Origin of the sequence: Achromobacter sp. ACM04 (genome assembly GCF_014851465.1) — a bacterium.
Lineage (GTDB): Bacteria > Pseudomonadota > Gammaproteobacteria > Burkholderiales > Burkholderiaceae_B > Achromobacter > Achromobacter aegrifaciens.
This window is the reverse complement of sequence record NZ_JACUZS010000002.1, coordinates 550,061-563,781: the sequence shown is the minus strand read 5'-3', so window position 1 is coordinate 563,781 and position 13,721 is coordinate 550,061. Positions and strand designations below refer to the sequence as shown.

Below are 13,721 nucleotides of genomic sequence, written 5' to 3'. Positions count from 1 at the left end.
TGCCGCCCGCTTCAGGCTTCGATGGTCACGATATCCCCGGCGTGCCGCGCATACTCCAGCGCATAGGCCATTTCGCTGCGGGTCTGCGCATGGAGATAGAGCCAGGGCTGCCCGCGCGCGACTTCATCGCCCAACCGCGCGTGCAGCGACACGCCGGCTGCAGGCCGTTCCGGCGCGCCGGCCAGCTTGGCCAGGCGCGACAGCTTGCGGTTGTCGATATGGGTCACGCGGCCGGCTTGCAACGCGACCAGAGGTTCGACGTGCGCGGCCTGCGGCGGTTCGCGCAGGCCGCCCTGGGCGGCGCAGATGCGGGCGAACTTCTCCCAGGCCTGGCCGCTGTCCAGGGTCCGTAGCGCCAGCGCAATGCCTTGCCCGGGCGGCGCCGCGCCGCCGATTTCGAGCACGGCGCCCGCAACCAGAGCGGCGCGTTCGCGCAGGTCCTGCGGCTGATCGGCGTCGTTGCGCAGCACGGCCAGCACGTCGCGGGCTTCCAGCGCGGGGCCGATGCCGCGGCCGACGGGCTGGCTGCCGTCGGTATACAGGCAGCGCAGGATCAGGCCGAAATGCGCGGCGGCTTCTACCAGGTGGCCGGCAAGGCGTTCCGCAGCCTCGCGGCTGCGGACCTTGGCGGTGGGCCCGACGGGGATGTCGATCACCACATGCGTCGCCCCGGCGGCGATCTTCTTGGATAGCACCGAGGCGATCAGCTGGCCCTCGGTGTCGATGTCCAGTTCGCGTTCCACCCGCACGAAGATGTCGTCGGCCGGGCTCAGGTGCATGGCGCCGCCCCAGGCGATGCAGCCGCCCTCGGCCTGGACCACCCGTTGCAGCTGCTCGATGTCCAGGTCCACCGGCGCCAGCATTTCCATGGTGTCGGCCGTGCCCGCCGGCGAAGTGATCGCGCGCGACGAGGTCTTGGGCATGACCAAGCCGTTGGCCGCGGCGATGGCGACCACCAGCGGGGTGGTGCGGTTGCCGGGCAGGCCTCCCACGCAATGCTTGTCCACCACGATCGGCGCCTGCCAGCTCAGGCGGTCGCCGACTTCGACCATGGCTTTGGTCAGGAAGATGGTCTCGTCGACGCTCAGCGGCAGCGTGGCCGTGGCGGTGAGAAAGGCCGACAGGTGCACGTCGGTGTAACGGCCGCGCACCACGTCGCGGACAATGGCGGCAAGATCCTCTTCGCCCAGGCGGCGGCCATAGATGCGCTGGCGCACGCCGGCCAGGGACTCCAGCACCGGCGGGTGGCGGACCTGCACGCTGTCGCCGTCGCGTATGTCCAGCGCGTCCCAGGCTTCCTCGGACAGCGCCACCTCGTCGAGCGCGAGCAGGTCGCTGTCGATCTGGTAGAGCTGGGCCTGTACTTCGTGGCCGTTCGAGGTGATCAGCACTTGCGAACGCGACGCCAAACCTTCGGAACGGCAGACGTGGCAGTCCGCGCGCATCAGCGCTATCGGCTGATGCTGCGCGTGCAGGCGCATGCGCGTGGCGCGCAGCGCGGGCGGCTTCAGTTCCGGCACGCTGCTCACAGCTCGTACCTCTGGTCCTGCAGCGGGACGGTGACATGCCAGCTGAGTTCGCGCTCGATGCGTTCGCGCAGCGCTTCGGAGGCCTCGGGTTCGCCATGGACGATGAAGACCCGGCGTGGCGCTTCCTGGAAGCCGGACAGCCAGCGCATCAGTTCGTCGCTGTCGGCATGCGCCGACAGCATGGGCAGTTCGGCGATCTCGGCATTGATGGGCGTCCACTGGCCGTAGATCTTGGTTTCAGTCGCGCCATTGAGCAGCTTGCGGCCGCGCGTGCCGGCGGCCTGGAAGCCGGAGAAAAGCAGGGTATTGCGATGGTCGCTGCCGAAGGCGGCGATATGGTGCAGCACCCGGCCGCCGGTGGCCATGCCGCTGGCCGAGATGATGACCTTGGGATAGCGGTTGGCCGACAGCGCCTTGGATTCTTCGACGTCGCGCACATAGGTCACGGCCGAGCAGGCGGCCTCGTATTCGCGCGGGGAGAGCTTGTGCTCGCCGGCATGGCGGTCCAGCAGTTCGGTGGCGCTGGTGGCCATGGGGCTGTCCAGGTAGACCGGGATGTTCTGCAGCCGGTCGGCCTGGCGCAGCTTCCACAGCGCATGGATCAGGGTCTGCGCCCGCCCGACGGCGAAGGCTGGAATGACGACCGTGCCGCCGCGCTGCACCGTGCGTTCGATCACGGCGCCCAGGGCTTCGACGGGATCGGCCGGGTCGTGACGCCGATTGCCGTAGGTGGACTCGATGACGATGTAGTCGGCCCGTGGCACGGGCTCGGGATCGTGCATCACCGGATCGTTGTAGCGGCCCAGGTCGCCCGAGAACACCACGCGCATGCCGCCGATATCGATCTGCGCGGTCGTTGCGCCCAGGATGTGGCCGGCGCGGCGCAAGGTCAGCTTCGCGCCGCCGGGCAAGGCGGTTTCCTGGTGCAGCGCTACATCGGAAAAATGCGTCAGCGCGCGTTCGGCGTCGACCACGCGATAGAGCGGCAGCGCGGGTTTGTGCTTGGAAAAGCCCTTGCGGTTGGCGAAGTCCGCGTCCTTTTCCTGCAGATTGGCGCTGTCCAGCAGGATCAGCTCGGCGACGTCGCGGGTTGCGGGCGTGGCGTGGATCTTGCCTTTGAAGCCTTCGGCCACCAGCCGCGGCAGATAGCCGCAATGATCCAGATGCGCGTGCGTAAGCACCACCGCATCGATGTCGGCGGGCGACAGCGGCAGTCGCTGCCAATTGAGTTCGCGCAGGTTCTTCAGGCCCTGGAACAGGCCGCAGTCGATCAGCAGGTGCGTGTCGGCGTGGCTCAGGAGGTGCTTGGAGCCGGTAACGGTGCCGGCTCCGCCCAGGCAGGTCAGTGTGAGCATGGTTTCCTTGTGCAGCATCAGAATGATCAGGCGAGGTCGGCGGGATTGCCCTTGCCGTCCAGGGCTTGCAGGCGCGGCGCGTCCAGCATGTCTACGCGGCGCCAGCCCGCGACGGCAGCGGCCGCATCTACTGCATGCGCCCAGGTGCAGCGGTTGGCGTACAGCATGCCGGCCACGTCCAGCGTGCCGCCGCGGCTGATGTAGCCCAGCGCCCGGGTGCGGGCCGGGCCGCCGTCCAGCCGGCGCAGCACGCCCAGCATGGGTTCGGGGCGCGTATGGCACAGCAGCACGCGCGGCAGGCCGGGCGGGAAAAGCGCGTGGACGGCTTCGTCGGACAGGACAAAAGCGGATTCGAGCTCGTCGCGCGGCGTGCGCAGTCGGCCAGGTTCCAGCACCACGGATACGCAGCACTCGCGTCCCTGCCGCGCCAGATGGGCACGGGCTTTCAACGCCTCTTCTACCTGGTACGCGCCGATGGCGACGAACTGCAGCACGCTGGTCTTCGGGTCGCCGGCGACGTGCGCGGCGCCCTGTTCGATCAGCGTCTGCGCGGCCTGGGCGTCGAAGCGCTGCGTGCCCTCGCGCTTGGACACGACCATGCAGGCCACCTGCGCGCGCTGCGCGTAGACCGCGCGCAGCGCCGCCGCGGCGCTGTTGCCGTCCACCGGAAAGAGCACGCGGGAGGTATCGGACATTTCACCCAGCAGGGCTTCGCCTATGGTGGGATCCTGGTGCGATTGCTCGTTCTTGGCGTTCTCCCACGTATGGGAGGTGACCACCAGCGGCACTGACAGCCAGCCCGGGGATTGTCCCAGTTCCTTCTGGCGGCGCGCGAAGATGATTTCCTGGCGCAGCAGGCCCAGCATCTTCACCGCGAAGGCCTCGTAGCTGACGATGAGGTTCAGGCCGCCCTTGTTCGCCAGCGCGGCGGCTGCCACCGCTTCCTCGTTCAGGGCGGTGATGACGGCGCCGTGCTGGTCTTCGGCCACGCCGGCCTCCGGATGGTCGACGCGGTGCTTCAGCAAGGCCAGCGTGCCGCCCATCTTGTTGCTGGCCAGTTCATCCGGATTGCCGATGCGCACGCGCAGGCGCGGATTGGCCCGCACCAGTTCGACGAACCAGCGGTCCAGCGCCGCCATGGCGCTGCCTTGGGCGCCTGCGGTTTCCCAGGCGGGTTCGGGCAGGGCAGGCGCATCGGGATGCCGGTGCGCCATGGGGTGTCCGCTTTCCAGCGGGCGTTGCTGCGCTCCGTGATTGGCCAGCGCCGCCAGCGCCGCGTCCAGTTCCGGCCCCGGGACGAACAACCGGGCCGCGCTGGCGTTGAAAGCTTCGCGGGCCGCGCTGTCAGTATGAGGGTTGCCGCCCAGCGGCAGGTTGTGCGCGGCGTTGGTGCCGGCGCCGGGAAAGCCGAATCCCTTTTCGGTTTCGGCGATGACGTAGGGTAGCCGGGCGGGGTACTGGAAGCCTGGCGCCGCGAGGCTTGCGGCCAGCGCGTCTTCCGCCGCCAGGATGGCCCAGGCGATGGCCGCCGGATCACGGCCGTCGACGATGAGCGGATCGAAGCCGTTGTGGCGCAGGTCCTCGGCCAGCCAATGCGCGCCGCCTTCCTGCACGATCTGCGTGCGCTGCTCGATGCGGCGGCCATTGAGGATCATGACCGGCACGGCCTGGCCGCAATCCTCGGCGCGCCACCAGCGCGTGGCCCAGTCGGAGCCGCGCTGTTCTTCGAACGCGCCGTCGCTCAGAAAGGCCACCAGGCTTTCGCCCGGCAGCGGCATGTGCACGTATTGCAGGCCGGCGAAGCCCAGGTAGCCGCCTTCCGACACGGCGCCCGCCGTGTTGGGGCCGGCGTGGCTGCCCAGCGGCACGGCTGCCAAACCCCGGGCGTCGATGGCGTAGGAATAGAAGTCCGTGATCAGGCGTCCCAGCCCGGCTTCGCTGCGGTCATAGCGGCCGCGCTGCGCCGGCGACACGTCGCCGGTCAGGGCGTTGACGGCCTCGATCGCGGCGACGCAGTGGCCCTGGCCCATCAGCCAGCCGCGGGTCTTGCCGCTTAACGCATTGGCCAGCAGGTAGGCGACGAAGGCGGGCGCCATGTTGAGCGACCCGCCGGTGTGGCCCTCGGGGTTGGGCTTGAAGTCGTCGGCGGCCAGCGGCGCGCCGTTCAGGTCGATGCGGCGCGCGTAGGTCATGTGCGCCACCACGTTCATGGCGGCACAGCTGAGGCGGTCGGCCGCGGCCAGCATGGCGTAGGCATCGTCCGCGCTGGCGATGCGGCCGCTGGCCGCCAGGCGTTGCACCAGCGCATCGATGCGCTCGACGGTTTCAGCGCGGTGCTGGATGGGGCCGTGGCCAGATAGCCAATGCTCGCGTAGCGTCATCGCGGGTTCCTTTCAAATCGGGTGATCAATCGCGCAGGTCGCGCAGAAGTGCATTGGCCAGCAAGGGCGCGAGTTCGATGCGGTTGCTGGGATGGGGCACCGCGTCGGTGGAAACGACGCGTTCAAAACAGGCGGATACCTGGGACCAGGCGTCCTCGGCGAAGAGCGCATGCACCACCACGCATTGCGGCGGCCGCATGCCCGCCAGCTTGCCGGCGGCCGTCACCAGGGTGCGGCCGGACGAGGCGATGTCGTCCACCAGCACCGGCGTGCAGTCGCGCCAGGCGGAGAGGTCGGGCGCTTCGATGTCGACCTGGCGGTCGCCGTGACGGGTCTTGCGCAGCACCACGTGTGGCGCGCCAATGCGCGCGGCGATGGAGCCGGCCCATTGCTCGCTTTCCTCGTCGGGGCCGACGATCAGCGGCGCTTGCACATTGCCGGCGATCCAGCTGGCCAGCCGCGGCGCGGCATGCAGCGTGGTGGTCGGGATGGTGTACAGCGCCGCCAGCGACGGATGCCGGTGCAGATGCGGATCGACCGTCAGCAGGCGGTCGAAGGTCGACGACACCAGGCGCGCGAACGACAGCGAACTCACGCTTTCTCCGTCCTGGAAGCGTTTGTCCTGGCGCATATAGGCCAGATAGGGCGCGATCAGGTTGACCTCTGTGGCGCCCAGGTCGCGCGCAGTGTCGGCCGCGAAGATCAGGCCGAGAAAGCTGGGATCCGGCCGGGCCAGCGTGCAGACGATGTCGACGGCGCGTCCGCGCGGGTCGCCATGCAGCCGTACGTAGCTTTCGCCGTCAGGAAAACGGCGGGTCTCGACGGCGCCGAGTTCACCTTGGCACAGGGCGGCAAGGCGCTTGGCGAATCCTTCGTTGCCGGGGAGCGGGAGGATAAGTCTTTGCATGAATGCCGGGTCCGCCTGATCGAGGTAAGGGAAACCGAAGAGGCCGGGTGGGCCCCGCGCAGCCCCAATGGGGCCGCGGCATTCTGATTATGGCGCAGGGGCGGCGTTTGCCGGCGTTGTCGGCCGGTCAAACCTTGATGTAACTCAAAGGTTTTATGTATGCCGCCGCGCCAGCCAGATGTTGGCGCCGCCGCAGGTCGTATCGCCTTCCACGTGGCGCACCACTTCGAAGCCGGCCTGGCGCAGCAATTCGCGGTACTCCGCGCTGTCCAGGCTGCCGTGATAGAGCGGTTGGCCTTCGAACCGGCCGATGGCTTCCCCCAGATGTGTCCCGCTGGTGTACATCAGCGCCGCGCCCGGCGCGGCAAGGCGTGCGAAGGTCTGGAACATGGGCCGCTGGTCTTCAGGCCGCAGGTGAAAGAAGCTGTGCCAGGCGATCAGCCCCTGGAAGGGCCGCAAGGGCGGCAGGCTGCGCATGTCCGCTTCAATCCAGCTGTGTCCTGGGAACGAGGCTCTTGCCCTCGCCAGCATCGCGTCCGAGGCATCCACGCCGGTCAGCCTGCAGCCGCGTTCGATCAGATGGCGGGCGATGGGGACGCCGTTGCCGCAGCCTATGTCCAGCACCTGGGGAGCGGGGCCGGGCAGCAGATCCAGGAACGCGTCCAGCCAGGCGCGTTCGGCCAGCTGCGTGCCGCGCAGTTTCTCGAAGGCGTCGGCATGTTCGCGATACAGCGTGATCACGTTGTCGGCGGGGGAGGTGGACATCGCGGCGTTCCCTAGTAGAGTTGCAAATCCCGATAAGCGAGCAACGCCCGCGTTGCACAAGGACTTCCATGAGCAAGATCGAGCGCCTGCGCCTTCCCGATGACGATCCCGCCTTTGGCGGCAACCGGATCTTCGACCTGTTCCAGTACTCGCCTGCGGTCACGGCCAATGGGCTGGTTTTCATCGCCGGGCAGATCGGATTGCGCGCTGACGGTTCCGTGCCCGAATCGGCTGCGGAGCAAGCCGACGTGGCGTTCCGGCGCATCGCCGCGGTGCTCGGCCATCTGGGCCTCGATTTTACCGACGTGGTCGAAATGGTCTCGTATCACGTCGACATCGGCGCGGACCTTGCCGGGTTCCGCGCGGTGAAGGAAAAGTACATACGGTCCGAGTTCCCGGCCTGGACCATACTCGGCGTCGCCGCGCTGGCGCGACCCGGTCTGGCGGTGGAGATCAAGGTGGTCGCGGCGGTGCGCGATTCGAAATAGGGGGGCCGGAAGCGGCGACTCGTCAGCCGGGATGGTTGATTCGTCATCTTGGACTTGTACGGCGCGCGGTGAACGGCGAATTTCTCAATTTGCCCAATTCCGCCGCTGCAGCCATGATCTCCCCGCAAGATATTCCAAAGCCCGGCCGCAACGGCCTGCGGCTTTCCAGGCTGGCATTGCTTTTGCATGCGGGAATCTCCGCCCTCTACGTCTTCGGGCGGCCGGCATTCTCCCAGACCGCGCCGCTGTCCTATCAACTGCGCGGCGCCGACGGCGCCTGTTGTTCCAGCGGCAATCATCCCAACAATGGCCATGACGGCCAATGGGGCCAGCGCGACTTCGTGCAGACGGACCGCAACCAGCGCATCAGCGCCAATGGGGCCGGCCAGACCGGCATCCTGATCGACGTCAGCGGCGGCCATGGCGGCAACGGCAGGGATGCCAACCAAAATCACTGGGGGGGCAATGGCGGCGGCGGGCGGATCATCGACTACATCTTGTCGGCCAGCACGGTCAACGCTGCTGGCCGCGGAATAGACTTGTATTCCGCGGGCGGCAATGGCGGCCTGTGGGGCAATGCGGACGGACCCAATGGCGGTTACGGCATCGGCGGCGACGGGCATCAGGCGCGCATCACGCTCGACAACGCTACGGTAATGGGCACGGGGTTCGGCGTCGCGGTCCAATCCTGGGGCGGCGCGGGGACTGACAGCGCCATCGCCGACGGCTTCAGCGGCGCTTACACGTCCGGCCACGGCGGCAGCGCCGGACTCGCGTCCGTGATACTGCAAGGGACGAGTTCGGTGACGGCGCGCGGACCGGGGCCGGGTGATGTCAGTGCCGCGGTGGGTCTGATCTCGTCGGGCGGGCCCGCGGGCGCGGCCGAGCACACGGGCGATTTCGGCGGGCATAGCGATGCGGGCCGGGGCGGCGATGCCTCGACGGTCATGTTCACGTCCTCGGCCGGAACGTCAGTCAGCGGCCACGGCGACGGCGTGTACGGCGTGATCGCCCGTTCCATCGGCGGCAATGCGTCGACGTCCAATGGCGTTGACACCAAGGCCGCGGCGGGCGGCAATGCCGGCCAGGTCAGCGTGACCAACGGCGGCGCCATCAGGACCGACGGCAACCGGGGGATCGGCGTCTATGCGCTGACCCAGGGGGGCAATGGCGGCAACGGCGGCAACGGTTCGTGGTCCGGCGGACACGACGGCGGCGCGGGCGGATCGCCTGGCGCCATCTCGATCGTCAATACGGGGAAGATCACGGCTGGCAGCAACGGCAGCGTCGGCGCGAAAGGCATCGTGGCCAGCGTGCTGGGCGGAGAAGGCGGCCCCGGGGGCGCCAGCGGCGCTTTTGGACGGGGCGGGGACGGCGGCGCGGGCGCGGTTGCGGGCCAGGCGATCTCCATCACCAATGCGGGCGTCATCAGCACCTACGGCAACGATGCGGCCGCCGTCATTGCCAACAGTGCGGGCGGCGGCGGCGGGCTGGCTTCGTCCAGCAACGGCATCATCGCCGTGGGCGGCGGGCATGGCGGCACGGGCGGCGCGGGAGGCGGCATCGCCATGGCCAACAGCGGCGGCATCGACACCTCGGGCGACAACAGCGCGGCGGTGCTGCTGCAGAGCATAGGCGGAGGCGGCGGCGTGGGCGGCGACGCCAACAGCACCGGCGTGATCGCGTCGGTCGCCATTGGCGGCACGGGCGGCGCGGCGGGCAACGGCGGCCTGATCCAGTTTTCCTCGCAAGGCAGGATTCTGACCCGCGCGGGCAATGCTTCGGGCGTGATCCTCCAGAGCATAGGCGGCGGAGGCGGCAGCGGCGGTTCGGCCAATGCGGTCGGCGTGGGCGTGGGGCTGAACGTGACGGTGGCGACGGGCGGCAAGGGCGGCAGCGGCGGCTCCGGCAGCACCGTGTCATTCACGCAAGCCCGCCAGGGCACGATCACGACCATGGGCGCGCACAGCAATGGCGTGCTGGCGCAAAGCATAGGCGGCGGGGGCGGCAGCGGCGGACTGGCGAATTCCCGCGTCGTCACGATCGCGCCTCAATTGGGCGACAACCCGAGCGGCGCGGTCACGGTCGCGGTATCCAACGGCGGCGCGGGACAAGGGGGCGGTGATGGCGGCTCGGCGTTGGTCACGAATGAGGGCGGCATCCGCACCTCGGCCGCGCAAAGCAACGGCGTGGTGGCCCAGAGCATAGGCGGGGGCGGAGGCAATGGCGGGGGAGTCCTGGCGCCGGTCAAGACGCCGGTCATCGGCAATTCGCTGATCGATCTGCAACTGTCCGTGCGGCATGGCGGGCAGGGTGGGCAAGGCGGCAGCGGCGGCCGGGTGCAGGCAGCGAACGCCGGCACCGGCGCCATTGCCACGGCGGGGGCCGGGTCGGCGGGCATCGTCGCGCAAAGCATAGGCGGGGGCGGGGGCAATGGCGGCATCGTCCAGATGCACGACGCTGCCAGTTTCAACGACATCCTGGGCGCGCCGGGTAGTCTCGCCGGCCTGTTGGAGAAGGCGGCGGACTGGCTGGAAAAAGGGCCGCAGTTGGCGTTCAGCAAGGCCGTCAGCCTGTCCGTCGGGGTCACGACCGGCGGCAGCGGCGGCGCGGGTAGCGCTGCCAGCGCATTCGACGTGCGCAACGATGGCGCCATCGCGACGGCGGGAGACCAGGCGCCGGGCATCCTGGCGCAGAGCATCGGCGGTGGTGGCGGCAATGCCGGGGCGATAGATTCGGCTGGGGCGTCCACGCTGCTGTCCAGCATCGATGCGCTGATCAAGGCCGCCGAGTCCGGCGCGCAGGACCTGTTCACGGTCGCGTTGCCGCAGACCAGCATCACCCACCAGACCGGCGGCAACGGCGGCGCGGCGGGAGTGGGCGGAGGCAGCGCGTCCGATCCGGCCATCGTGACCAATACGGGAACGATCGCCACGCAAGGCAGCGGCTCGGCAGGCATCGTCGCCCAGAGCATAGGCGGTGGCGGCGGCAGAAGCGCGGCCAGCGGACAGGACCTGCAGGCTGTCGTGTCCGCGGGCGCCGGCAGCCAGGCGCCCGAGATCATCGACAAGATCACGCGCATCGTCGGCATCCTGGGAACCAAGGGGGGATCGCTGCTGGGATCCCTGATCAATGTGCGCAACGGCGGCGTGGCCGGGGCCAGCGGCGCGGGCGGCGCGGTCACGGTCGACGCCGGCGCCTCGGCCAGCCGGATCAGCACGCAGGGCTATCAGGCGCCCGGCATCCTGGCCCAGAGCGTGGGCGGCGGCGGCGGCATATCGATGGTCGACCAGCCCTTGTTCCTGTGGAGCCAGACCGCCGCCACCGTCGCATTGGGGGCCACGGGCGACTCGTGGCAGAGCATGACGACGAGTATGGGCGGCGCGGTCAACGTCAGCCATGGCGGGACGCTGGCGACTGGCGCGGGCGGCTCCGCCGGGATCATGGCGCAGAGCGTGGGGGGAGGGGGCGGCGTCAGCACGCTCGCCTTGCGCAACGCCAGCCTCGCCGCGATCCAGCAGAACGCGTCCCTGTCGATCACCTTGGGCGGCGATTATCCGTCGAACAACAGCAGCGGATTCGGCCTGGCCCAAGTTGCCGGCGGTACGGTCAGCGTCGCCAACAACATCGGCCGCATCGCCACGCAGGGGTGGTTTGCGCCGGGAATTCTGGCGCAAAGCGTGGGCGGCGGGGGCGGCATGGCGGCGGTGTCGTCCAGCGCGGCGCTTAGCGGCGTCGATATCCGGGTGGGAAGCGCGGCGACCGATACGGGTGGCCCTTTTTCGAGCAGCGTGAACGGCGCGGGCGGCACGGTTGCCGTGTCGAACCTGGGCGGCAGCATCGCGACCCACGGCGCGCTTTCCTTCGGCGTGCTGGCGCAGAGCGTGGGTGGGGGCGGCGGCCTGGTGACGATGGACAACGGCTCGGGGCCCGCCTCGAGCGTGGCGAACATCACGTTCGGTTCCAGCGCGCCGATGGCCGGCCCGGGGGGAACGGTCAGCGTGACGCAGGACGTGGGCGGAAGCATCGTCACCGCTGGCGTAAATTCGCACGGCATCGTCGCGCAAAGCATAGGCGGCGGGGGCGGCATCGCCGGCCTGGCAACGCGGCCCGGGCTGGTGACCTTGAAGCCCGTCTCGTCTCCCGCGCAAGGCGGTGACGGGAACGTCGTCAGCTTGTCGATCGCGGGCCGGATCGTCACCTCGGGCAGCGGCGCCGCCGGGATACTGGCGCAGAGCGTGGGCGGCGGCGGCGGGCTGGCGGGCGACCAGTCAGCCGCGCACTACACGACCGGTCTCATACAGAACGCCGGCCTCATTGGCGGCATGGGCAATGGCGGGGCCGTCAACGTGGCCATCGGCACGGGAGGCACGGTCCAGACCTCGGGCGCGAACGCGCCTGCGATCCTGGCGATGAGCGTGGGCGGGGGCGGCGTGTTCAAGGACGGCAGCCTCTATCAGTACAGCACTCCCGGCAACGAACCGGCCTATGGCGGGCCGGTAAGCGTGGACATCGGCTACGCGGCGCAGGTGGTCGCCACCGGCGCCAATTCGCCGGCCGTGGTCGCCATCAGCAATGGCGCCTATGGCGGAGGCCGGGCCATCTCGATCAACCTGGGTCAGAACGCCCTGGTCAGCGCCAGCAGCACATCCGGCACGGGCATCCTGGCGATCGCGCCGCTGGCCAGCGCCACCATCACCAACGCCGGCGTCATCCAGGCGCAGACCGCCATAGACGTGGCCGGCGCAGCCGTCGTCAACAACAACGGAACCGTGGCGGGCGACGTGCTCATGGGTGGCGGCAGCCTCTTCCACAACAACGCGGGCGGCGCCTTGTACAGCGGCGCCCGCTTCCAGGGCGACCTGGACAGCGCCGGCCTCCTGAATCCGGGCGGACCGGGCGTGTACACGACCACGCGCATCACGGGCGCGCTGAACCATACGGGAACCTACCGGCCCGATCTGAATTTCGGCGGCCATAACAGCGACTTCATTTCGGTGACGGGCGCATCGACCTTCGCAGGCACCGTCAAGCCGGTGCTGCACAATCCCGTGAAGAATGTATGGCTGGGAATAGGCCATTTCGCCGCTGCGCAAACCAGCATGCCCGCGACCGCCAGCGACAGTCCCTTGTTCAGCTACGCGCTGAAGAACAATGGCGCGGGCTTCCTGCGCGACCCGCTCGTTTCCGTGGATGCCAATTTCACGCCCGCGGCGTTGCCGCTTTCCGCGGATCGCGCGCGGATCGCGAATTCCCTGCAGACGCTGTGGGACCAGGGGAAAGCGAACGATGCGTCCACCTTCGACAAGTTCACGGGCGTCCAGAACGCGGACCAGTACCGCGACGCCCTGAACCGCATCGCCCACGACGGCCAGTTCGCCCGCGCCGCCAACCAGATGCATGCCTCCTACGCGTCGATGAACCGGATGATGAGCTGCCCGGCCTTCGTCGGCGAAAGCACGATCCTGCGCGAGGGCGATTGCGTCTGGACCCGCCTGGACACGAACTGGACCGAGCGCAAGGCCACCTCGGACGACGAGGGGTACCGCGTTCGCCAGAGCACGCTCACGCTGGGCGCGCAACGCGAGTTCGCCACCAATTGGTTCCTGGGCGGTTCGTTGAGCTATGCCTATGGCAAGACCACGTCGGCCGCCGACTTCTCTGGCAACAGCGATACCTACGCGGGCGGCCTGGCCTTGAAGTACAACAATGCGCCGTGGCAGGTCTCGCTTGCCGTGCACGGCGGTGTGGAGAAGAGCAGGATGTCGCGCGGCACGCTGGACGGCACGGCCAGGAGCAAGCCGGAGTCGTCCTTTCTTGCGGCCAGGCTGCGCACCGCCTACGAGTTCAGCCAGCCGTCCTGGTACTTGCGGCCCTATGTGGATCTGGACGTGAATCATATCCGGCAGGACGGCTATAGCGAACAGGGCGCGGGCGCCTTGAACCTGAAGGTGCGCGGCAACGACACGACCTCGGTCATGGCTTCGCCCATGATCGAGCTGGGCGGGCGCAAGGACCTGGCCAACGGCGCGACCTTGCGCTCATACGTGGCCGGCGGGATGAGCTTTCTGAGCGGCGGCGACGTGGTCACGACGATGCAGCTCAATGGACCGGGCGCGACGCCCTTCACGTTGCGGTCGGGCATGCCCAGGACCTACGGCAACCTGTCAGCCGGCCTGGAATACGTCACGCCCAAGGGCGTGGAATTGAAGACGGAATATGCCTTGCGCGGCAACGGGGAATACCGCGACCAGTCCCTGACCCTGCGCGCCGCCTACCGCTTCTGAGCAAGCGGC

Annotated in this window: 7 protein-coding genes; 2 read left to right on the top strand and 5 right to left on the bottom strand. The window is 68.9% G+C overall.

Translation table 11 applies throughout. The features are described from left to right. Window positions 1–11: 11 nt before the first annotated feature. The 5 genes from IB259_RS13455 to IB259_RS13435 form a co-directional block, all read right to left on the bottom strand. A complete protein-coding gene (locus tag IB259_RS13455) occupies window positions 12–1,529 on the bottom strand; it encodes a thymidine phosphorylase family protein (protein WP_370528702.1) in 1,518 nt (505 codons plus the stop codon). Further along, window positions 1,526–2,884, bottom strand: a complete 1,359-nt coding sequence (locus IB259_RS13450) for an MBL fold metallo-hydrolase RNA specificity domain-containing protein (protein WP_192329265.1) — start codon at window positions 2,882–2,884, stop codon at window positions 1,526–1,528. The genes IB259_RS13455 and IB259_RS13450 overlap by 4 nt, the downstream gene beginning before the upstream one ends. Window positions 2,885–2,910: 26 nt before the next feature. Continuing rightward, window positions 2,911–5,265: a xylulose 5-phosphate 3-epimerase gene (locus tag IB259_RS13445; RefSeq protein ID WP_192329263.1), complete on the bottom strand. Its 2,355-nt coding sequence runs from the start codon at window positions 5,263–5,265 to the stop codon at window positions 2,911–2,913. Between the two features lie 25 nt (window positions 5,266–5,290). Then, entirely contained in the window at window positions 5,291–6,172 is an 882-nt protein-coding gene (locus IB259_RS13440; RefSeq protein WP_054451796.1) for a ribose-phosphate pyrophosphokinase, read from the bottom strand. Between the two features lie 153 nt (window positions 6,173–6,325). Then, on the bottom strand, window positions 6,326–6,937 hold the full coding sequence (locus IB259_RS13435) for a class I SAM-dependent methyltransferase (RefSeq protein WP_119451909.1): 612 nt from the start codon (window positions 6,935–6,937) through the stop codon (window positions 6,326–6,328). Window positions 6,938–7,005: 68 nt separating this feature from the next. Between IB259_RS13435 and IB259_RS13430 the strand changes: the two genes are divergently transcribed. After that, on the top strand, window positions 7,006–7,425 hold the full coding sequence (locus tag IB259_RS13430; protein ID WP_125471240.1) for a RidA family protein: 420 nt from the start codon (window positions 7,006–7,008) through the stop codon (window positions 7,423–7,425). A gap of 113 nt (window positions 7,426–7,538) precedes the next feature. After that, window positions 7,539–13,712: an autotransporter outer membrane beta-barrel domain-containing protein gene (locus IB259_RS13425; RefSeq protein WP_192329261.1), complete on the top strand. Its 6,174-nt coding sequence runs from the start codon at window positions 7,539–7,541 to the stop codon at window positions 13,710–13,712. Window positions 13,713–13,721 lie beyond the last annotated feature (9 nt).